The organism is Pseudomonas putida group bacterium ESBL64, assembly GCF_045277175.1.
Lineage (GTDB): Bacteria > Pseudomonadota > Gammaproteobacteria > Pseudomonadales > Pseudomonadaceae > Aquipseudomonas > Aquipseudomonas alloputida.
Window position 1 is genome coordinate 2,639,424 of the sequence record NZ_CP145799.1, and the last position, 20,007, is coordinate 2,659,430.

Genomic DNA, 20,007 nt, shown 5'->3' on the forward strand with positions numbered 1-20,007 from the left:
AAAAATCTGAGAGATGGCTCGAACACTGTGGGAGCGGGCGCGCCCGCGAACACGGGCGAAGCCCGTGCCATACACCGCGTCGCATGCTTCGCGTGCTTGCCCGCTCCCCAGGTAGCGTGCCAGCCTCTGGATCATGAGCCTGACACAGGAGGCTACGCGGCCTTTCGCCGGTTAGCCCCCAGCAGATCCTGGTACCAGAGGCCGGCATCATAGGCGATGGTCACCAGGGTGGTCTCGACATACCGCGGGTGCTGGGCCATGCGCTGGGCAACCGCCAGGCAGGCAGCGGCTGTATTACCGACGAAAATGCCACTCTGCATGTAGAACCAGCGCTGTGCGGCGAGCATTTCTGCATGTTGCACCTGAGCCCGCTCGTCCACCAGCGACCAGTCCATGAACGGCGGGCAAACGCCCACGGCCATGCCTTCAAAACGATGATCGGCGAACACGCCAGCCCTCGAATCACAGCCATTGGGGTCGACCAGCACCGTCGACACATCGAAGCCATGGTCTTTCAGCCCCAGGGTGATACCCGTGAAACTGGCGCCAGTACCCGCACAGCCCACGAACAGGATCTGCCGCCCTGCCCCGGCGTTGGTCAGTTGCACGGCCAGTTCACTGGCGGTCTGATAACGATGGGCCTCGATGCCCACCGGGTTGTTGAACTGGTCGGTGTAGAAGTATGACTTACCCAACGCGGCCTGGTTATCCAGGTGATGCATCACCACGTCCTTGGGTGTGGCACCGGCCATCAGCATTTCCTTGCCGATCAGCCGAGCACCGAAACACTCCAGCAGATCCCGCTTCGTCTGGCTGAAACTCAGCCCGACCGCCAGCTCTACGGCGACCTGGTACTTGTGGCAGGCCGCCAGCAAGCCAAAGCCGAAGCTGCCACCGGTTTTTTCGATGACGGTCGTCACCCCGGGAATGATGTCACCCTTGCGCACGGCATGTTCGATGATCCGCCGCGCCGCCCGGTATTTGTGGCTACCGCCCGGGTTGTTCATTTCCAGCTTGGTGTAGATACGATCGCTGACACTGATGAGCTCGCTCATTTGCGGCTACCTTCCATTGACGTTTGCAGGCAGGCCTTGTTCTGCAGCAGGCTGGCGGTGGCAACCAGCAGCCCCAGGCAGAGGACCATGCAGATGGCGTTGGTACCGTCCCAGCCGACCGAGCTCAGCAACAGCGAAGGGCTGAATGCGCCGAGGGTGGCAAAAATGGCAATGGCCAAGTCGTTCTTGCCCTGCATCTGCATCGCTGCCGGGCTGTTCTGCAGTGACTGGGCCAGCAAGGCGCCTCCGCCTACGTAAGTGAGGTTCCAGCCCAGCCCGAGGGCAATCAGTGCCAGGGTCATCATGGCGTAGCTGTGCGACCAGATATTCATCGCCGAGCAACCGATCAACAGGGCCAGGCCCGCGCAAATGGTGGTCTTGATACCCAGCCGCTGGATGATGGCGCCGGTGAAGAACGACGGGGCAAACATGGCAATCACATGCCACTGGATCGCCAGGCGGACGTCAGTGAAGTCCTCGTGCATGTGTTTCATGTGCATCGAGGCCTGGATCATCAGCAGGTTCATGATCCCGTAGCCCAACGCAGCGACAGCCATTGCCACAACCACGCTCGGGCCTGCCGGCTCGGCACGGACACTGGCCGGCTTTGCTGCGCTGTTGACCGCGCTGGCCATACCGGCATCGTTGGGCAGGCAAAGCGCAATCAACAATGAAAGCAACGCCAGGCCGACAAACGCGGCATAACACAGCGAAAACAGTGGGTAGCCACCCACGTCACGCAGCCACTCGGTAAGCGTCGGCCCGACGACAGCCGCGATGACCCCGCCCGCCACGACCAGCGAAAGCGCCTTGGGCTTCAAGGCCTGGGAAAGATTGTCGGTTGCCGCGAACCGGTTGAAGTTGGCGAACGCGATGTACACACCCAATGCAGAGTGGCTGAGGACCAGCGTTGGAAAATGCTGGTGCTCCACCGCCAGAAAGCCGCTGACGCCAGACAGCGCCAGGGGAATCGCGCCCAGCATGAACGCCTTTTTACGGCCGATGCGGCTCATCAGCCTGGAGACCGGATAAGTTGCCAACATCAGGCACAGAAACTGGAACCCGTACGGCACCGTGGACCATGCGGCATCAGGCGCCAGCGCAGCCCCGACAATGGCGGCCATCGTCACCGACATCACGGCAGTCGTCAGGTTGATCGACTGTGCGGTGAAGTACAGGTACGTGCGCCGCGGTAACGTGCTGTTCATAGTGCGTGCTCGTGATAAGTGGACAAGTCGATTTCGGCCTCGGGGAACACGCAGATCAGCCGTTCCTTGCCTTTACCCAGGCGTTTGCGCTTGACGCTAAGGCGCCCGATGCGCCGAGGCGAATCGAGGTGCGTACCACCGCACGGGATTTCGATGCCGTCGTAGGTCCACAAACGCGCGTCTTCCAGGCCTTGAACCGCGTAGTGCTCGATCGGCGCATCGCAGCCAATCAGTTCATTCGCCCGTCGTTCTATTTCAAGTACGTCTTCAGCCGTGAAAGCGTCCTCGACCAGGAAGTCGAAACGGGCCGTGTCCTCCTTGATATGGCAGCCGATCGTCCATTGCTTCAGTTCTTCACGCAGCCCGATGGCGGCGGCATACAGGAAGTGGCTGGCACTGTGAGACAACGTCAGCCGTTCGCGCCGTTCAATATCGATAGTGACGCGGGCCGGCATGCCTACGGTGACTTCATCCAACAGGTGTAAATCATCCGGGTGCAGGCTGTGAATAATAATGCCGCCCAGTTTTCCGCCTTTGAAACCGTCCAGGCGAATAGGGCTACCGTAGAGTTTTTTAACCCAGACGAATCGCACGGTACCCACCGGTAATTCAATGGTGCCGAAGTCCGCTTCCTGGCCGCCCCCTTCTGGATAGGCCACCGTACTCAGCAACTCGATGCCGTCACTGTGCACCCGCGCTACTTGCGTATTCGCGCCCGCCAGGTACTGGTCTTTGTAATACAGTTTTTCGGTATTTCTTAAAACTTCATAGTTCAGAGCGTTCATGATTCCAATACCACCTGCAATGATGTTTTAACCTGTACCCGGGCAGCGGCCGGGACGTCTTTGGTCACAATGCAGCCCGGCCCGATAAACGCACCGTCACCGACATGAATTGCGCCCAGCACACTGGCGAAAGCGCCGATCTGCACCCGGTTACCCAACGTCGGGTGCCTGGGGCTCGAGGGGTTGTCACTGATACCGCGGGCGCCCAGTGTTACGCCGCCAAGCACGTAGCAATCGTCACCAATGGTCGACGTTTCACCAATGACGGTGCCCATGCCGTGATCGATGATGAAGCGCGCACCAATGCGGCTGCGGAAATGGATCTCCGCCCCCGAAAGCATTTTTCCGCGCCTGGAGATCATGGCAGCCAGGCATTGACCGCCGGCGCCGTAGGTCGCGGCGCTATTGTTGTAGATCCAATGGGCCAGCCGATAATGCAAAACCGCAGAATAAGAGGTGTAGGTTTTTGCAATGAAGACCAGGTCGCGGCCGGCAGCCGGATCTTTCATGGCAAATGCCTGTAAATCGGCATGTGCCTGTTCAGTCACACGTTCAATGACCGGTGTTTCTTTCAGTGCTTCGAACTCGACGATTGAACAACACTCCAATAACGCCGAGGTCACAAGATTCTTTACAACTTTGAATGACTCCAGTTCGTCAGGGACAGGAAGCCTGGCAATGACGGCTGATTGCATGTCCATAGGGTGCATGGGCTTGATATCCAGTTGTCTGGTCTGCACAGACGCTAAAAGTGCCGCCTTTGTTGGCAGCCGAAAGTTCCGACACGGGGATATTGGCATGTGCTGGCCATTTGCAAACGAACAGTCGACAAGCATTTCCGTTAACTGTTAGGCTTTTTTTTCTAACGGTTTCGGACCTGCCATGATCCCCTGCAGCCTTCATCACCTTTTGAAACAACGCCTGGATGCAGGCGAGTGGTTGCCCGGGCAACGCATGCCCTCCATCCGCAAGCTGACCGCTGCAGTGGACTTCAGTTACCACGACGTCGTGTCGGCCTATGCCCAGCTGGTCAGCGAAGGGGTATTGACGGCATCACCTGGGCGAGGCTACTTCGTGGCAAACCGCGCCAGGCAGACCAGCGTGATCCACGAACCCGAATGCATGGCCGGCGACCCCCTGTTCCGGCTGCTGCAGGGCGGCCAGCACTTCACCAAGCTGGGCAGCGGCTGGCTGCCCCCCGCGTGGCGCGACACCGAACTGCTGGCCAAGGCAATTCGTCGCACGGCGCGGCTGGAGCAAAGCTCGCTGGCAGAGTACGGCGACATCCAGGGGTACCTGCCCATGCGCAAACAGCTGTGCGTGCACATGAAACGGCTGACCCGTGTCGAAGCCCGGCCCAACCAGTTGCTGACCACACTGGGTGCCACGCAAGGCCTGGACCTGGTTGCACGGTTGCTGATCAAACCGGGCGACCACGTTTTCGTCGACGAGCCGGGCAACGGCAACCTGATCAAGCTGATCCAACTGGCTGGCGGGCACGTCGTCGGCATTCGGCGGACCCAGGACGGGCCAGATGTGGAAGAAATGAGAAGCCACCTGGCCAGGCACAAGGTCAAGGCGTTTTTCTGCAACAGCACCTTCCACAACCCGACCGGCAGCAACATCAGCCCGCACAACGCCTTCAGCGTCCTGCGCCTGGCGGTGGAGCACGAGTTCTTCGTGGTCGAGGACGATGTCTATGGGGACTTCAGCCCTGCTGTGCGCCAGACCTTTGCCGAGCTGGACAACCTTGACCGGGTTATCTACATCGGCAGCTTCTCCAAATGCCTGTCGGCCTCGCTGCGCGTGGGGTTCATTGCCTGCTCGCAAGACCTGATCGAACCGCTCACACGCCTTAAACTGCTGACCTGCGTCGCCGTCCCTGCGTTTTGCGAACGCTTCGTCAACACCATATTGTCGGATGGCACGTATGCCCGGCACATGAAAGACGTGCAGCAGCGCCTGATCCGCCAGCAAGTGCAAACCCAACGCTTGCTGCTCGAGCGCGGCTGGCAGTTCGATATAGCGCCGCAAGGGGGTATGTTCCTTTGGGTCTACCACCCGGACCTGCCCGACCTGCAACCTTTCATGCGTAAACTGGAGCAACACAAGATCCTGCTGATGCCGGGCTCTGCATTCGCGGTGAGCCGTGACTACCAACGCTACACGCGCATCAATTGCACGCATTTTTCCGACGCCTTGGCCGAGCACTTCGAGGTTTGACCCGGCGCGATCAAATAAACCGACCTGGGACCTTGCATGGCGCCTGCGCGCTTACTACCTTAGCGCCTTTCCAAACCAGCCTCGCCTTGCAGGAGCCCTTGCCATGGCCGCCCCCGCCTTTCCTCCCTTCCGCCTGCGGTTCGCAACCGCTGCCACCCTGCTCGGCATGCTCGGGCTGGCCGGCTGCCAGACGGGCGGCTACCAGGATAGCGTGCCACCGACCAGCGGCGTGCAGCCGCTCAAAGGCCTGGCACAGAATGTTTCGGTACGGCGCAATGCCATGGGCGCGCCGCTGATCGAAAGCAGCAGCTTCCATGATGCGCTGTTCAGCCTGGGCTATGTGCACGCCGGCGACCGCATCGAACAGATGGTCGCCATGCGCCTGCTCGCCCAAGGCCGTCTGGCCGAACTGGCCGGCAGCGAGGCGCTGGATATCGACCGCCTCATGCGCGCCGCCAACCTCAAGCAAAGTGCCGCCCAGCAATACGCCGACGCATCGCCACGGCTCAAGCGCTTCTTCGAAGTGTACGCGCGCGGGGTCAACGCCTACCTGTTCCGCTACCGCGACAAGCTACCAGCAGGCCTGGCCAGTAGTGGCTATCGCCCCGAATACTGGAAGCCTGAAGACTCGGCGCTGATCTTCTGCCTGTACGCGTTCAGCCAGTCGGTCAACCTGCAAGAGGAACTCAGCGCCCTGACCCTGGCGCAGAAAGCCGGTAGCGACAAGCTGGCCTGGTTGCTGCCCGGGGCCCCGGACGAGCCGCTGGCCGAAATGGAAGTGGACAAGCTCAAGGGCCTGAACCTGGCCAGCCAGTTGCCGGGGCTGCCAGCCCTGGCAGCTGCCAGCCAGAAGCTCGCCGACCTCGACCTGCTCGGTAGCCCGGGGTCGGCCAACCTGGCCCTGGGCCCGCAGCGCAGCCGCAGCGGCAAGAGCCTGCTGGCCAGCGACAGCCGCGCCGCCTGGGCCTTGAGCCCGGTACAAATCAATACCAGCAAGTACCAGGTTGCCGGCCTGTCCTTGCCGGGCCTGCCAATTGTGCTGGCCGGCTACAATGGCAAGCTGGCCTGGAGCAGCAGCGCGGTCATGGCCGACAATCAGGACCTGTTCCTCGAGCAGCTGCGCCGCCAAGGCAATCAGCTGAGCTACCTGGCCGATGGTAAATGGCTGCCGGCCCGCGCCCGCAGCGAAACCTACTTTGTACGTGGCCAGCGACCCGTGCGCGAAGTGATGTACGACACCCGCCACGGCACCCTGCTGGCCCAGCCAGAAAACGCCAGCCTGGGCCTGGCGCTGAACCTGCCCCAGTTCAAAGGTGATCGCAGCCTGGATGCTCTGTTCGACCTGACGCGGGCCAAGAACGTGGAGCGGGCCTTCGACAGCACACGTGAAGTGACGGCTGCTGCCGTCAACTTTGTTTTCGCCGAGCCTGAGCACATCGGCTGGCAAGTCAGTGGCCGCTACCCCAATCGCCGCGAAGGCCAGGGCCTGCTGCCCTCGCCGGGCTGGGACGGGCGTTACGACTGGGACGGCTATGCCGACCCGATGCTGCACCCGTACGACCAGGACCCGCCCGCAGGCTGGATCGGCCACGCCAACCAGCGCAGCCTGCCGCGCGGCTATGGCATGCAGCTGTCCAGCACCTGGTACTACCCCGAACGTGCCGAACGCCTGGCACAGCTGGCCGGCAACGGTCGCCACGACAGTCGCAGCCTGATGGCCCTGCAGAACGACCAAGTGACCCTGCTGGCCAACAAGCTCAAGCAGATGTTCGACGCACCCGGCATGGCCCAGCCACTGAAGCAGGCGATCGACGCCCTCCCCGCCGGGCAGCGCGACAAGGCCCGCGACACGCTGGCCCGGCTCAAGGCCTTCGATGGCCGCCTGAGCCCGGTGTCGGCCGATGCCGCGCTGTACGAGTTGTTCTTGCAGGAGGTCGCTCGCCAGACCTTCCTCGATGACCTGGGCCCGGAGGCCGGCCCGGCGTGGCAGGCATTCGTCAGCAATGCACGTTTGTCGTTCTCGGCGCAGGCCGATCATCTGCTGGGCCGCGATGACAGCCCCTTCTGGGATGACCGCAACACGCCGCAAAAAGAAGACAAGCCCGCCATCCTCGCCCGCAGCCTGGCGGGCGCAATGGAGGCCGGGATCGCGCAGCTGGGTGCCGACCGACGCACCTGGCAGTGGGGCCAGCTGCACCAGTACCGCTGGCCGGCACCGGCCTACCATGGCCTGGGTGATGCGATCAGCCGTGCGCCGCTTGCCGCAGGCGGCGACTTCACTACCCTGGCCCTCACACCATTCGCCTGGGGCAGCGACTTCGACACGCATCTGCCAGCCTCGGCACGGATGATCGTCGACTTCGGCCAGGCCGAACCGTTGCAGATACTGACCAGCAGCGGCCAGTCCGGCAACCCGGCCAGCGCGCATTACCGCGACGGGCTGGATGCCTGGTTCAAAGGGCGCTTCATGAGCCTGCCACTGCAACAGCAGAACTTCGGCAGGGCGTATGGCAACCAGCGGCTTACATTGGTACCGGGGCGGTAACGGCATTCTTCAGGGGTGCATGAGGGGGCTTGATGAAGTTTTTCAGCAGCGCCCTCCCAAATCCATCCGAACTAACGTCTGGCACCATGCCTCTTAACGGGTAACCCCAGAACCAGTGCCCGTGCCATGGACCTTGTCATCGCCCGCCCCGAAGGCCTGTACTGCCCGCCCGGAGATTTCTACATCGACCCCTGGCGGCCCGTGGACCGGGCTGTCATTACCCACGGCCACGGCGACCACGCACGCAGCGGCAATGGCCATTATCTGACCGCCAGCCCCGGTGCCGGCATTCTGCGCAGCCGCCTGGGCCAGGACATCCATTTGCAGACCCTGCCCTACGGTGAGCGCCTGCTGCACCAAGGCGTGACGTTGAGCCTGCACCCGGCCGGGCACGTGCTGGGTTCGGCACAGGTGCGCCTGGAGTATCGAGGTGAAGTCTGGGTTGCATCCGGTGACTACAAGGTAGAACCCGATGGCACCTGTACACCCTTCGAACCGGTGGCGTGCCACACCTTCATCACCGAGTCGACCTTCGGCCTGCCGATCTACCGCTGGCCAAGCCAAAGTGAGATCTTCGCCAGCATCAATGCCTGGTGGCGGGCCAACCGTGAACAGGGCAAGGCCAGCGTGCTGTTCTGCTATGCCTTCGGAAAGGCCCAGCGGATTCTGCATGGGCTGGATGCCAGCATCGGCCCGATCCTCGTGCATGGCGCCATGGAGCCGCTCAACCGGGTGTATCGGGATGCCGGTATCCGCCTGCCGGAAACCCGCTACGCAGGCGATATACCGCGCAACGATCCTCTGCTGCGCCAGGCACTGGTCCTGGCGCCCCCATCAGCCGGCGGGAGTAGCTGGATGCGCCGTTTTGGCGATTACAGTGATGCCTTCGCCAGCGGCTGGATGCTGCTACGCGGCGCCCGCCGACGGCGCGGCGTGGACCGGGGCTTTGTGCTGTCCGACCACGCCGACTGGCCCGGCCTGCTCTGGGCCATTGGCCAGACCGGTGCCCAACGGGTGATGGTCACTCACGGCTCGGTCGAGGTACTGGTGCGCTACCTCACCGAACAAGGCCTGGATGCCCGCGCCTTTGTCACCGAGTATGGCGACGAAGACGATGTGCCCAACACCGCCCCCTCGCCATGAAAGCCTTCGCTACGCTGTTCCTGCGCCTGGACGCGACCACCTCCAGCAATGCCAAGCTCGAGGCACTGCGCGACTACTTTGACATGGCGCCCGCCGACGATGCTGCCTGGGCGGTGTATTTCCTGGCCGGCGGGCGCCCACGCCAACTGGTGCCCACCCGCCTTCTACGCGAACTGGCAACGGCACTGGCTGGCCTGCCCGACTGGCTTTTCGAAGAAAGCTATCAGGCCGTGGGCGACCTGGCCGAGACCATTTCGCTGCTGCTGCCGCTGCACGCCGATGGCAACGATGAAGGCCTGGCCACCTGGGTGGAACAGCACTTGCTGCCCCTGCGCGGGCTAGCGCCTGAGCAAGTCCGCCAGCGCCTGCCGCCGCTCTGGGCACGGTTGGACCGCGCCAGCCTGATGCTATGCCTGAAGCTGATCACTGGCAGCTTTCGCGTGGGCGTGTCAAAGCTGTTGGTCACCCGCGCCCTGGCGCAACTGGCCGGGCTGGACGCCAAACGCGTGGCCCAGCGCCTGGTCGGCTACACCGATATAGGCCATCGCCCCACTGCAGCCAGTTACCAGAGGCTGATCGCCCCAGAGTCCGCCGATGAACACAACCAGCGTGGCGGCCAGCCCTACCCCTTCTTCCTGGCCCATCCGCTGCAAGTGTCCAGCGATCAATTCGATACCCTGCTCGGACCACCAAGCGATTGGCAAATCGAATGGAAGTGGGACGGCATTCGGGCGCAAGTGGTGAAGCGCGATGGCCAGCTGTGGGTGTGGTCACGCGGCGAAGAACTGGTTACCGAGCGTTTCCCCGAACTGCATGGCCTGGCACAGACGTTGCCTGATGGCGTGGTGCTCGATGGCGAGATCCTGGTTTGGAAACCCGGTGAAACCGAGACGGAACTGGCCGTGCAGCCTTTCGCCTTGCTGCAACAGCGCATCGGTCGCAAAACGCTGGGCAAAAAGCTGCTGAACGATGCGCCGGTGGTGTTGCAGGCCTACGACCTGTTGGAGTGGCAGGGCGATGACTGGCGCAGCCGACCGCAGCACGAACGCCGAAGCCAGCTGGAACGCCTGGTGGATGAACACCCACTTGCCCCCGTGCTGTTGTCGCCTTTGCTGCAAGGCCCGGACTGGGCCGACCTTGCCCGCCAGCGCGAACAGTCACGCAGCCTGGGCGTGGAAGGGCTGATGCTGAAGCAGCGCGAGGCCCTGTACGGCGTGGGGCGCACCAAGGACATGGGCATTTGGTGGAAGTGGAAGATCGACCCGTTCAGCGTCGATGCGGTGCTGATCTATGCCCAACGGGGCCACGGCCGCAGGGCCAGTCTGTACAGCGACTACACCTTTGCCGTATGGGATGCACCGGCAGGTACCCCTGGTCGGGCGTTGGTGCCCTTTGCCAAGGCCTATTCAGGGCTCAGTGACGAAGAAATGCGCAAGGTCGACGCCATCATCCGCAAGACCACGGTGGAAACGTTCGGGCCGGTGCGCAGTGTGACCCCAACGTTGGTGTTCGAGCTGGGCTTCGAAGGCATCGCCCTGTCCCGGCGCCACAAAAGCGGTATCGCCGTGCGCTTTCCGCGCATGCTGCGCTGGCGGCTGGACAAGCCGGTGGAGGAGGCAGATGACCTGGCCACCTTGCAGGCGCTACTGGCCTGAAAAAGTTTGCGATGCCCGACTGCTGCAGGATGAGGCGCATTCGCTGAAACTATGCTTCTATTTTTGAGCCGACCCGTGTCGCAGACCGTTTTCGCCACGCAGCCAGGACCAACATGCACCATTCAACCCATGACCTGCTCTCCCCCGTACCGGGCATCACCCGCCAACTGCACAGTTTCCACTTCGGCCCTCGCAGTGGTGGCAAAGTCTATATACAGGCCTCACTGCACGCCGACGAGCTACCGGGCATGCTGGTAGCCTGGCACCTCAAGCGCCGTCTGGTCGAGCTGGAACAGCAAGGCCGACTGCAGCGCGAGATCATTCTGGTGCCGGTGGCCAACCCGGTGGGCCTGGAGCAAGTGCTGCTGGATGCGCCATTGGGGCGTTTTGAACTGCAAAGCGGCGAGAACTTCAATCGCAACTTCGTCGACCTGTCGGACAGCATCGGCGACCTGATCGAAGAACACCTCACCCAGGACCCGACGCACAACCTTGCACTGATCCGCGAATACCTGCGCCGCGGCCTGGACGCACACCCGGCCCGCACCCCCCTGCAGGCCCAGCGCCTGATACTGCAGCGCCTGGCCTGCGATGCCGATATGGTGCTGGACCTGCACTGCGACTTCGAAGCAGTCGAGCACCTGTACACCACACCCGATGCCTGGCCCCAGATCGAACCCTTGGCCCGTTACCTGGGCGCCCAGGCCAGCCTGCTGGCAACGGACTCGGGCGGGCAGTCGTTCGATGAATGTTTCAGCCTGGTCTGGTGGCAATTGCAGCAACGTTTCGGCAAACGCTTCCCGATTCCGCTGGGCTGCTGCTCGGTCACCGTCGAGCTGCGTGGCCAGGCGGATGTCAGCCATGATCTGGCCAGCAAGGACTGCCAGGCGATCCTTGACTTCCTGACCCATGCGGGTGTCATCGAAGGCACCAGCGCCGCTCTGCCCGCGCTGTTACGCCACGCCACGCCGTTGGCCGCGGTGGAACCCGTGGCAACGCCACTGGGTGGGTTGCTGGTTTACCACGCCAAACCGGGCCAGCACCTGGAGGCCGGCCAACTGATTGCCGAAGTCATCGACCCGCTCAGTGACCGAGTCACCGCCCTGCGCAACAGCCAGCCAGGCCTGCTGTATGCGCGTAGCGTACGGCGCATGGCCACGGCTGGCATGGTCATCGCCCATGTGGCCGGCGAACAGGTATGCCGCAGCGGCTACCTGTTGGCCAATTGATCCGGTAAAACCATTGCAGCCGGCAAGTGGTCTGTAGAAGCACAGCCTTCGGAGGGCCACCTGCCTCATGCCTGCTGCTACCGACCTCGCCAATGCCTGGTTTGCCAAGCGCGGCTGGAAGCCCTTCGCTTTCCAACGGCGCGTATGGGCTGCCGTCGAACGGGGCGAGTCCGGTTTGCTGCATGCCAGTACCGGTGCCGGCAAGACCTATGCGGTCTGGCTCGCTGCACTACGTGCGTTCAAGCCCAGGCCCCAAAGCCGCCAGTTGGCCCCCATACAGGTGGTGTGGGTGACGCCCATGCGTGCCCTGGCCGCCGACACCGCACGTGCGTTGCAAGCGCCGCTTGATGAGCTCCAGCTGCCTTGGAGCGTAGGGGTGCGCAGCGGCGACACCAACAGTGCCGAGCGCGCCCGACAGGCCCGGCGGCTACCCAGTGTGCTGATCACCACCCCCGAAAGCCTGACCCTGCTGCTGACCCGGGCACAGGCACATGAGGATTTCGCCACGCTGCAACTGGTGGTAGTGGATGAATGGCACGAGCTGCTTGGCAACAAGCGCGGGGTACAACTGCAGCTGGCCTTGGCGCGCCTGCGGCATTGGCACCCAGGCCTACCGACCTGGGGCTTGTCGGCAACGCTCGGCAATCTGCAACACGCACGGGATGTCTTGCTGCCCCAGGGCGGCCTGCTGGTGCAAGGCCGGCAAGACAAGGCACTGCAAGTCGACACCCTGCTGCCAACAGCGATCGAGCGCTTCCCTTGGGCTGGACACATGGGCCTGAAGATGCTCGACCAGGTCTGTCACGAGATCGATGCCAGTGCCAGTAGCCTGGTGTTCACTAACACCCGCGCCCAGGCAGAAATCTGGTATCAGGCCCTGCTTGAGGCCCGCCCGGACTGGGCCGGGCTGATCGCCCTGCACCACGCCTCGCTGGCCCGCGATACCCGCGATTGGGTCGAGCGCAGCCTCAAGCAAGGCAGCCTCAAGGCGGTGATCTGCACCTCCAGCCTGGACCTGGGCGTGGACTTTCTGCCCGTGGAACGGGTGCTGCAAATCGGCTCGGCCAAGGGCATCGCCCGCCTGATGCAGCGGGCGGGTCGCTCAGGACACGCGCCTGGGCGACGCTCCAGGGTCACCCTGGTGCCCACCCATAGCCTGGAACTGGTGGAAGCGGCGGCGGCCCGGCAGGCGCTGATAGCCGGCCACATCGAAGCCCGCTTTTCACCGCGCCTGTGCATGGACGTGCTGGTACAGCATCTGGTCAGCATGGCCTTGGGCAGCGGCTTTCGCCCGGAGCAACTGCTCGCCGAAGTGCGCAGCACCTGGGCCTTTCGCCAGTTGCCCGACAGCCAATGGCAATGGGCGCTGGACTTCGTCTGCCACGGCGGCAGCTCACTGACCGCCTACCCGGACTACCAGCGCGTCGAGCGCCAGGCCGACGGTGTTTACCGGGTTACCAGCGAACGCCTGGCGCGGCGCCACCGCATGGGCATCGGGACCATCGTCAGCGATGCCAACCTGCAACTGAAATACTGGAGCAAGGGCGGCGGCGGGAAAACGCTGGGCAGTGTTGAAGAAGCGTTCATCGCCCGCCTGCGCCCCGGCGATACGCTGGTATTTGCCGGGCGGGTACTGGAGCTGGTACGCGTGGAAAACATGACGGCCTATGTGCGTCGCAGCACGGCGCGAAAGGCTGCGGTAGCGCGCTGGAACGGCGGGCGCATGCCGCTCTCGAGCGAACTGGCCGAGGCGCTGGTCGAGCAGCTCGACGCTGCCGCCCATGAACGCTTTGACGGGCCGGAAATGCGCGCAGTACGCCCGCTGCTTGCGCTCCAGGCACAGTGGTCAGCCTTACCCACCACAGGCACGCTGCTGGCCGAAACCTTCAAGTCACGCCAGGGCTGGCACCTGCTCCTGTATCCCTTTGCCGGGCGCATGGCCAACCTGGGCTTGGCCAATCTGATTGCCTGGCGGGTTAGCCGCGCACAACCGCTGTCGGTGTCGATTGCTGTCAATGACTACGGATTCGAACTCCTCAGCCCTGCCCAGGTGGACTGGGCCAGGCACTTGCCACAAGCGCTCGGCACCACGGACCTGCTGGAAGATGTGCTGGCCAGCCTGAATGCCGGGGAAATGGCACTGCGGCGTTTTCGTGAAATTGCCCAGATTGCCGGCCTGGTGTTTGGTGGTTATCCCGCCGCGCAGAAGAGCACGCGGCAAATCCAGGCCTCCAGCGGGCTGTTCTATGAGGTGTTTCGCAAGCACGACGCGGGGAATTTGCTGCTTGGCCAGGCGCGGGATGAAGTATTGAGCGAAGAGCTGGAAATCGAACGGCTGCATCGGCAACTGCTAAAAATGAGTGAGTTGCAACTGGACCTGCGGGCGTTGAAGCGGCCAGGGCCACTGGCGTTTGCCTTGTTGGTGGAAGGCATGCGCGAGACATTGAGCACCGAGAAGCTGGCAGACCGCATTGCGCGGATGGTGGCGGAACTGGAACAAGCGGCGAACGCGGGATGAATTACCAACCCATCGAACACCGGGGGCAGGCGCTCTGGCTGCTTGCCGACAAAGCCATCTACTGGCCCGCCCGCCGCGCCTTGCTGGTGGCTGACGTGCACATCGGAAAGGCCGCCAGCTACCGCGCCCTGCATCAACCGGTGCCACGTGGAACGACTGAGGCGACACTCGCCAGGCTCGATCGCCTGCTGGCCGCACAGGACTGTGAGCAACTGATCATCCTGGGCGACTTTCTGCATGCCCGCGCGGCCCGTGCACCGGCAACGCTGGCCAAAGTGGATGATTGGCGCAAGCGGCACAATGAACTGAAAATAGTGCTGATACGCGGCAATCATGACCGCAACGCCGGCGATCCACCCGCCTCGCTCGATATTCAGGTCGTGGACGAGCCTTGGGTTCTGGAGCCCTTTGCCCTGCAGCACGAGCCGCAGCCCCACCACACACACCCGGTACTGGCGGGCCACGTACACCCCGTCTTCGTCCTGCGCGGCAAGGCCCGTCAGCGCTTGCGCCTGCCTTGCTTCGTGATCGATGAGCAAGTCAGCCTGCTACCTGCATTCGGTGAGTTCACCGGAGGGTGGGAAATCACCCCCGCCAGCGCCAGCCGGCTGTACCTGGCTGGCGCTGGCCGCGTCTGGCCGCTTTAGCGACGCTCAGGCGACAGGGGCGGGAGGCGGCTCGTCCGGCAAGGTCGGTTCACCCGGCTCCATGGGAGGCGTCTCACCGGGTTCCGGCGGTTGCGGGGTATCGGGGTCAGGTTGATGGGGCACGCCCCCCGCTTGCATGGGCAGCGGGTGCGCCAGCAGTGACCAGGGCAACAACCCTACGTGATTGGGCTGCAGGCCTGCCAGCTTGGCACTGATTGCGGGATGGAGTTTCATTGGCTGCTCCTGACGAAAGCCGATGTACATCATGCACACCGGCGTTACTTCGTTGGAGTGCCAAAGGCGCGGGTAATTCCCCGCGCTTGTCGGCTCAGGTACGCGGCAGCGTGACGCCGCGCTGGCCCTGGTATTTGCCGCCACGGTCCTTGTACGACACTTCGCACTCTTCGTCGGACTGCAAGAACAGCATCTGCGCCACGCCTTCGTTGGCGTAGATCTTCGCCGGCAGCGTGGTGGTGTTGGAGAACTCCAACGTCACGTGGCCTTCCCACTCGGGCTCGAGCGGCGTGACGTTGACGATGATGCCACACCGGGCGTAGGTGCTCTTGCCCAGGCAAATGGTCAGCACGTCACGGGGAATGCGGAAATATTCGACAGTACGCGCCAGGGCGAAAGAGTTTGGCGGGATGATGCACACGTCGCTCTTGATATCGACGAAGCTGCCAGCATCGAAATTTTTCGGGTCGACGGTGGCCGAGTTGATGTTGGTGAACACCTTGAATTCGTCGGCGCAGCGTACGTCGTATCCGTAGCTGGAGACGCCGAAGGAGATCACGCGGTTGTCCTGCTCGCCGCGCACCTGGCGCTCGACGAACGGCTCGATCATGCCGTGTTCCTGCGCCATGCGGCGAATCCACTTGTCCGATTTGATGCTCATGGCGGGGTGTCCTGAAGAGTTGCGAGGTGAAAATCGTGACGCGCATATTACCGGTCCCGGCGCCCAGGTTAAAGTTCCATCCCACATCCCGCGCCGGGTGGGGGCTGCAGCCGCCGCCGATCCGAATTTGCCTAAAGCGTCTTCTGACCATTGGCAGGTTGCGGAAAGTGGGGTAAGGTGTTGCCACTGTGCTGCACGTGACACCGAGAATCTCTAGTTTGATGCACGATCCTGATCGGCCCATCGCTGAATTTTCTGCTCTCTTTGCGCTCAGTCCCGGGCAGGGTTTTTCCTGACCGTTATCAAATTGTCCAAGGAGACAGAAAAATGTCCAACCGTCAATCCGGTGTTGTTAAGTGGTTCAACGATGAGAAAGGCTACGGCTTCATCACCCCTCAGTCGGGCGATGACCTGTTCGTGCACTTCAAAGCCATCCAAGCTGACGGCTTCAAAACCCTGAAAGAAGGCCAGGCTGTTACTTTCGTCGCTACCCGCGGCCAGAAAGGCATGCAGGCTGAAGAAGTTCAGATCGCCTAAGTCGATCTAGCTTCCTAGCTTTCAAAAAAACCCGCCTTCTGGCGGGTTTTTTTATGCCTGTCTGAAGGCCATGCATTGCAAGTGTGTGGAGCCTTGTGTCGTGAAAGGGCCGCAAAGCGGCCCCAGCAATCTATGCATGATGCGGAGATCCTGGGGCCGCTGCGCGGCCCTTTCGCGACGCCAGGCCGCTCCCACAGGGATCGCGCCAGCTTTTAGAAATTGAGCAAGACAGTTGCCCCCCACAGGGAATGCGTCAGTCTTCGCTGATGGTAATGCTGGGCATTGCCGGCGCCGCAGCTTCCTGCAGCACGATCCGCGCGCCCACCTGGCGGGCCAGTTCCTGGTAAACCATGGCAATCTGGCTTTCCGGCTCGGCGATCGCCGTCGGCTTGCCGCTGTCGGCCTGCTCACGTATCAGCATCGACAACGGCAGCGACGCCAGCAGATCGACGCCATACTGGCTGGCCAGCTTCTCGCCACCACCTTCACCGAACAGGTGTTCGGCATGGCCGCAATTCGAGCAGATATGCACGGCCATGTTCTCGACCACACCCAGCACCGGAATGTTGACCTTGCGGAACATTTCCACGCCCTTCTTGGCATCCAGCAGCGCCAGGTCCTGTGGCGTGGTGACGATCACCGAGCCGACCACCGGCACCTTTTGTGCCAGGGTCAGCTGGATGTCACCGGTACCCGGCGGCATATCGATCACCAGGTAATCCAGGTCATCCCAAGCGGTCTGGGTGACCAGTTGCAGCAGCGCGCCAGACACCATCGGGCCACGCCATACCATCGGCGTGTTGTCGTCGGTGAGGAAGGCCATGGACATGACTTCCACGCCGTGGGCCTTGATCGGCACGAACCACTTCTGCTCACGAATCTGTGGACGGGTACCCTCGGCGATGCCGAACATCACCCCCTGACTGGGGCCGTAGATATCGGCATCGAGAATACCTACCCGCGCACCTTCACGGGCGAGGGCCAAGGCCAGGTTGGCAGCGGTGGTCGACTTGCCCACACCGCCCTTGCCCGAGGCCACGGCGATGATGTTCTTGACGTTGGCCATGGCTGGTACCTGGGCCTGGGCCTTGTGCGCAGCCACCACGCAATCGATCGAAACCTGGGCGCCAGTGACCCCCTCGAGGCTGCCAATGGCGGTCTGCAGCACCTGGGCCCAGCCGTTCTTGAACAGCCCTGCGGCATAACCCAACTGCAACTGCACGCTGACCTGCCCGCCCTGGATATCGATGGCGCGCACGCAGCCGGCGCTGACCGGGTCCTGGTTCAGGTAGGGGTCGGTGTACTGGCGAAGCACGCCTTCAACGGCGGCACGGGTGACGGCACTCATGGAGACTCCCATTGGCAAACTGAATGTAAAACAGCCGCCTATCCTAACCCGTCAATCGTCAGCAGATGCGCTTGCGGGGTGAAATATCTTCGCCAGCCCTTTATAGTGGCCGATCACCCTCATTTTTACCCCGTAGCCAGATAAGTAGCCGAGCCACCATGTCCGAGCCACGCCAGATTCTCGTCACCAGCGCCCTGCCCTATGCCAATGGATCGATCCATCTCGGCCATATGCTGGAGTACATCCAGACGGACATGTGGGTGCGCTTCCAGAAGCTGCGCGGCAACCAGTGCATCTATGTCTGCGCCGACGACGCCCACGGTTCGGCCATCATGCTGCGCGCCGAAAAGGAAGGCATCACCCCGGAACAGCTGATCGCCAACGTCCAGGCCGAGCACAGCAGCGATTTCGCCGACTTCCTGGTGGACTTCGACAATTTCCACTCCACTCATAGCGAAGAGAACCGCGAGCTGTCGAGCCTGATCTACTCGCGCCTGCGTGAAGCCGGGCACATCGCCACCCGTTCGGTGACCCAGTACTTCGACCCGGAAAAAGGCATGTTCCTTGCCGACCGCTTCATCAAGGGCACCTGCCCGAAGTGCGCGGCCGAAGACCAGTACGGCGACAACTGCGAAAAATGCGGCGCCACCTATGCACCCACCGAGCTGAAGAACCCCAAATCAGCGATCTCCGGTGCCACCCCGGTACTGCGTGATTCCCAGCATTTCTTCTTCAAGCTGCCAGACTTCCAGGCCATGCTGCAGCAGTGGACCCGAAGCGGCACCCTGCAGGACGCGGTAGCCAACAAGCTGGCTGAATGGCTGGACTCCGGCCTGCAGGAGTGGGATATCTCCCGCGACGCGCCGTACTTCGGCTTCGAGATCCCGGGTGAACCTGGCAAATACTTCTACGTATGGCTGGATGCGCCAATCGGCTACATGGCCAGCTTCAAGAACCTCTGCGCACGCCGCCCGGAGCTGGACTTCGACGCCTTCTGGAACGAAGGCTCCAAGGCCGAGCTGTACCATTTCATCGGCAAGGACATCGTCAACTTCCACGCCCTGTTCTGGCCTGCCATGCTCGAAGGCGCCGGCTTCCGCAAGCCGACCGCGGTCAACGTGCACGGCTACCTGACGGTCAACGGCGCCAAGATGTCCAAGTCGCGCGGTACCTTCATCAAGGCCCGCACCTACCTGGATCACCTGCAGCCGGAGTACCTGCGTTACTACTATGCGGCCAAGCTGGGCCGTGGCGTCGACGACCTGGACCTGAACCTGGAAGACTTCGTGCAGAAGGTCAACTCCGACCTGGTCGGCAAGGTCGTCAACATTGCCAGCCGCTGCGCCGGTTTCATCCACAAGGGCAACGAAGGCGTGATGGTCGGCGGTGATGCCGCACCAGAGCTGACCGAAGCCTTCCTGGCTGCCGCCCCCTCCATCGCCGAAGCCTATGAAGCCCGTGATTTTGGCCGCGCCATGCGCGAAATCATGGCACTGGCCGACCGCGCCAACGCCTGGATCGCCGACAAGGCACCGTGGTCACTGGCCAAGCAGGAAGGCAAGCAGGATGAAGTCCAGGCCATTTGCGCCCAAGGCATCAACCTGTTCCGCCAGCTGGTGATCTTCCTCAAACCGGTACTGCCGGTGCTGGCCGCTGACGCCGAGGCTTTCCTCAACGTGGCCCCGCTGACCTGGAACGACCACCTGACACGCCTGGAAAACCACCCGCTTAATCCGTTCAAGGCCTTGATGAGCCGTATCGAGCCGGCCAAGGTCGAAGCCATGGTCGCTGCCAGCAAGGAAGACCTGCTGGCTGCCGAAGCCAAGGCCCCGGCGGGCAATGGCGAGCTGGCCAAGGACCCGCTGTCGGCAGAGATCGAGTTCGATACCTTTGCTGCCGTTGACCTGCGTGTGGCGCTGATCGTCAAGGCTGAAGCCGTGGCGGGTGCCGACAAGTTGCTGCAACTGACCCTGGACATTGGTGACGAGCGCCGCAACGTGTTCTCCGGCATCAAGTCGGCCTACCCAGACCCGTCCAAGCTGGAAGGCCGCCTGACCATGATGGTAGCCAACCTCAAACCCCGGAAGATGCGCTTTGGCGTGTCCGAAGGCATGGTCATGGCTGCCGGCCCTGGCGGTGAAGAAATCTACCTGCTGAGCCCGGACAGCGGCGCCAAGCCAGGCCAGCGCATCAAGTAACCGCCCTGCGGGCCATTGTGG

16 protein-coding genes are annotated in these 20,007 nt (G+C 62.7%); 9 read left to right on the forward strand and 7 right to left on the reverse strand.

Translation table 11 applies throughout. The features are described from left to right. Positions 1-152: 152 nt before the first annotated feature. Genes V6093_RS12070 through V6093_RS12085 form a run of 4 tightly spaced genes read right to left on the reverse strand, consistent with a single transcriptional unit; the run spans position 153 to position 3,758 of the window. Positions 153-1,055 (reverse strand): pyridoxal-phosphate dependent enzyme, encoded by a 903-nt coding sequence (locus V6093_RS12070; RefSeq protein ID WP_003254902.1) that lies wholly within the window; start codon positions 1,053-1,055, stop codon positions 153-155. Further along, positions 1,052-2,263, reverse strand: a complete 1,212-nt coding sequence (locus V6093_RS12075; protein ID WP_019750615.1) for an MFS transporter — start codon at positions 2,261-2,263, stop codon at positions 1,052-1,054. The genes V6093_RS12070 and V6093_RS12075 overlap by 4 nt, the downstream gene beginning before the upstream one ends. Further along, the gene (locus tag V6093_RS12080; protein ID WP_004576216.1) at positions 2,260-3,048 is read right to left on the reverse strand and encodes an alanyl-tRNA editing protein; all 789 of its coding nucleotides are present in this window, start codon (positions 3,046-3,048) and stop codon (positions 2,260-2,262) included. The genes V6093_RS12075 and V6093_RS12080 overlap by 4 nt, the downstream gene beginning before the upstream one ends. After that, positions 3,045-3,758: a serine O-acetyltransferase gene (locus tag V6093_RS12085; protein WP_003254905.1), complete on the reverse strand. Its 714-nt coding sequence runs from the start codon at positions 3,756-3,758 to the stop codon at positions 3,045-3,047. Before V6093_RS12085 ends, V6093_RS12080 begins: the two co-directional genes overlap by 4 nt. Positions 3,759-3,930: 172 nt before the next feature. Here V6093_RS12085 and V6093_RS12090 point away from each other — a divergent pair, with 172 nt between their 5' ends. The 7 genes from V6093_RS12090 to pdeM all read left to right on the forward strand — a co-directional run bounded on the left by V6093_RS12090 (position 3,931) and on the right by pdeM (position 15,008). Then, entirely contained in the window at positions 3,931-5,271 is a 1,341-nt protein-coding gene (locus tag V6093_RS12090) for a PLP-dependent aminotransferase family protein (protein ID WP_012051411.1), read from the forward strand. 103 nt (positions 5,272-5,374) lie between these two features. After that, positions 5,375-7,816, forward strand: a complete 2,442-nt coding sequence (locus V6093_RS12095) for a penicillin acylase family protein (RefSeq protein ID WP_014860068.1) — start codon at positions 5,375-5,377, stop codon at positions 7,814-7,816. Positions 7,817-7,942: 126 nt separating this feature from the next. Continuing rightward, positions 7,943-8,959, forward strand: a complete 1,017-nt coding sequence (locus V6093_RS12100; protein WP_012051409.1) for a ligase-associated DNA damage response exonuclease — start codon at positions 7,943-7,945, stop codon at positions 8,957-8,959. Further along, positions 8,956-10,614, forward strand: coding sequence for an ATP-dependent DNA ligase (locus V6093_RS12105; protein WP_014860067.1), 1,659 nt, complete (start codon positions 8,956-8,958; stop codon positions 10,612-10,614). The genes V6093_RS12100 and V6093_RS12105 overlap by 4 nt, the downstream gene beginning before the upstream one ends. 113 nt (positions 10,615-10,727) lie before the next feature. Next, positions 10,728-11,843: a succinylglutamate desuccinylase/aspartoacylase family protein gene (locus tag V6093_RS12110; protein WP_003254913.1), complete on the forward strand. Its 1,116-nt coding sequence runs from the start codon at positions 10,728-10,730 to the stop codon at positions 11,841-11,843. Positions 11,844-11,910: 67 nt separating this feature from the next. Then, positions 11,911-14,361, forward strand: a complete 2,451-nt coding sequence (locus V6093_RS12115; protein ID WP_265979778.1) for a ligase-associated DNA damage response DEXH box helicase — start codon at positions 11,911-11,913, stop codon at positions 14,359-14,361. Continuing rightward, positions 14,358-15,008, forward strand: a complete 651-nt coding sequence (gene pdeM / locus V6093_RS12120) for a ligase-associated DNA damage response endonuclease PdeM (RefSeq protein ID WP_047605037.1) — start codon at positions 14,358-14,360, stop codon at positions 15,006-15,008. The genes V6093_RS12115 and pdeM overlap by 4 nt, the downstream gene beginning before the upstream one ends. Before the next feature lie 6 nt (positions 15,009-15,014). Here pdeM and V6093_RS12125 read toward each other — a convergent pair whose 3' ends face one another. Together V6093_RS12125 and dcd are read right to left on the reverse strand one after the other, a co-directional pair. Further along, positions 15,015-15,242 (reverse strand): hypothetical protein, encoded by a 228-nt coding sequence (locus V6093_RS12125; RefSeq protein WP_003254918.1) that lies wholly within the window; start codon positions 15,240-15,242, stop codon positions 15,015-15,017. A gap of 94 nt (positions 15,243-15,336) precedes the next feature. Next, positions 15,337-15,903, reverse strand: a complete 567-nt coding sequence (gene dcd / locus V6093_RS12130) for a dCTP deaminase (protein WP_003254920.1) — start codon at positions 15,901-15,903, stop codon at positions 15,337-15,339. A 327-nt stretch (positions 15,904-16,230) separates the two neighbouring features. Here dcd and V6093_RS12135 point away from each other — a divergent pair, with 327 nt between their 5' ends. Further along, positions 16,231-16,440, forward strand: a complete 210-nt coding sequence (locus V6093_RS12135; protein WP_003254922.1) for a cold-shock protein — start codon at positions 16,231-16,233, stop codon at positions 16,438-16,440. 253 nt (positions 16,441-16,693) lie between these two features. Here the strand turns inward: V6093_RS12135 and apbC are convergent, their stop codons facing one another. Beyond that, on the reverse strand, positions 16,694-17,788 hold the full coding sequence (gene apbC, locus V6093_RS12140) for an iron-sulfur cluster carrier protein ApbC (RefSeq protein WP_003254924.1): 1,095 nt from the start codon (positions 17,786-17,788) through the stop codon (positions 16,694-16,696). A 158-nt stretch (positions 17,789-17,946) separates the two neighbouring features. Between apbC and metG the strand changes: the two genes are divergently transcribed. Further along, on the forward strand, positions 17,947-19,986 hold the full coding sequence (gene metG, locus V6093_RS12145) for a methionine--tRNA ligase (RefSeq protein WP_054889542.1): 2,040 nt from the start codon (positions 17,947-17,949) through the stop codon (positions 19,984-19,986). The last annotated feature ends 21 nt before the right edge of the window (positions 19,987-20,007 follow it).

Excerpts from the sequence above, each read along its gene's own strand:
- pdeM (WP_047605037.1), top strand. The coding sequence starts at position 14,358 with ATGAATTACCAACCCATCGAACACCGGGGGCAGGCGCTCTGGCTGCTT.
- V6093_RS12125 (WP_003254918.1), bottom strand. The coding sequence starts at position 15,242 with ATGAAACTCCATCCCGCAATCAGTGCCAAGCTGGCAGGCCTGCAGCCC.
- dcd (WP_003254920.1), bottom strand. The coding sequence starts at position 15,903 with ATGAGCATCAAATCGGACAAGTGGATTCGCCGCATGGCGCAGGAACAC.
- V6093_RS12100 (WP_012051409.1), top strand. The coding sequence starts at position 7,943 with ATGGACCTTGTCATCGCCCGCCCCGAAGGCCTGTACTGCCCGCCCGGA.
- V6093_RS12135 (WP_003254922.1), top strand. The coding sequence starts at position 16,231 with ATGTCCAACCGTCAATCCGGTGTTGTTAAGTGGTTCAACGATGAGAAA.
- V6093_RS12115 (WP_265979778.1), top strand. The coding sequence starts at position 11,911 with ATGCCTGCTGCTACCGACCTCGCCAATGCCTGGTTTGCCAAGCGCGGC.
- V6093_RS12095 (WP_014860068.1), top strand. The coding sequence starts at position 5,375 with ATGGCCGCCCCCGCCTTTCCTCCCTTCCGCCTGCGGTTCGCAACCGCT.
- V6093_RS12080 (WP_004576216.1), bottom strand. The coding sequence starts at position 3,048 with ATGAACGCTCTGAACTATGAAGTTTTAAGAAATACCGAAAAACTGTAT.
- V6093_RS12075 (WP_019750615.1), bottom strand. The coding sequence starts at position 2,263 with ATGAACAGCACGTTACCGCGGCGCACGTACCTGTACTTCACCGCACAG.
- V6093_RS12105 (WP_014860067.1), top strand. The coding sequence starts at position 8,956 with ATGAAAGCCTTCGCTACGCTGTTCCTGCGCCTGGACGCGACCACCTCC.
- V6093_RS12090 (WP_012051411.1), top strand. The coding sequence starts at position 3,931 with ATGATCCCCTGCAGCCTTCATCACCTTTTGAAACAACGCCTGGATGCA.
- V6093_RS12070 (WP_003254902.1), bottom strand. The coding sequence starts at position 1,055 with ATGAGCGAGCTCATCAGTGTCAGCGATCGTATCTACACCAAGCTGGAA.
- metG (WP_054889542.1), top strand. The coding sequence starts at position 17,947 with ATGTCCGAGCCACGCCAGATTCTCGTCACCAGCGCCCTGCCCTATGCC.
- V6093_RS12110 (WP_003254913.1), top strand. The coding sequence starts at position 10,728 with ATGCACCATTCAACCCATGACCTGCTCTCCCCCGTACCGGGCATCACC.
- V6093_RS12085 (WP_003254905.1), bottom strand. The coding sequence starts at position 3,758 with ATGCACCCTATGGACATGCAATCAGCCGTCATTGCCAGGCTTCCTGTC.
- apbC (WP_003254924.1), bottom strand. The coding sequence starts at position 17,788 with ATGAGTGCCGTCACCCGTGCCGCCGTTGAAGGCGTGCTTCGCCAGTAC.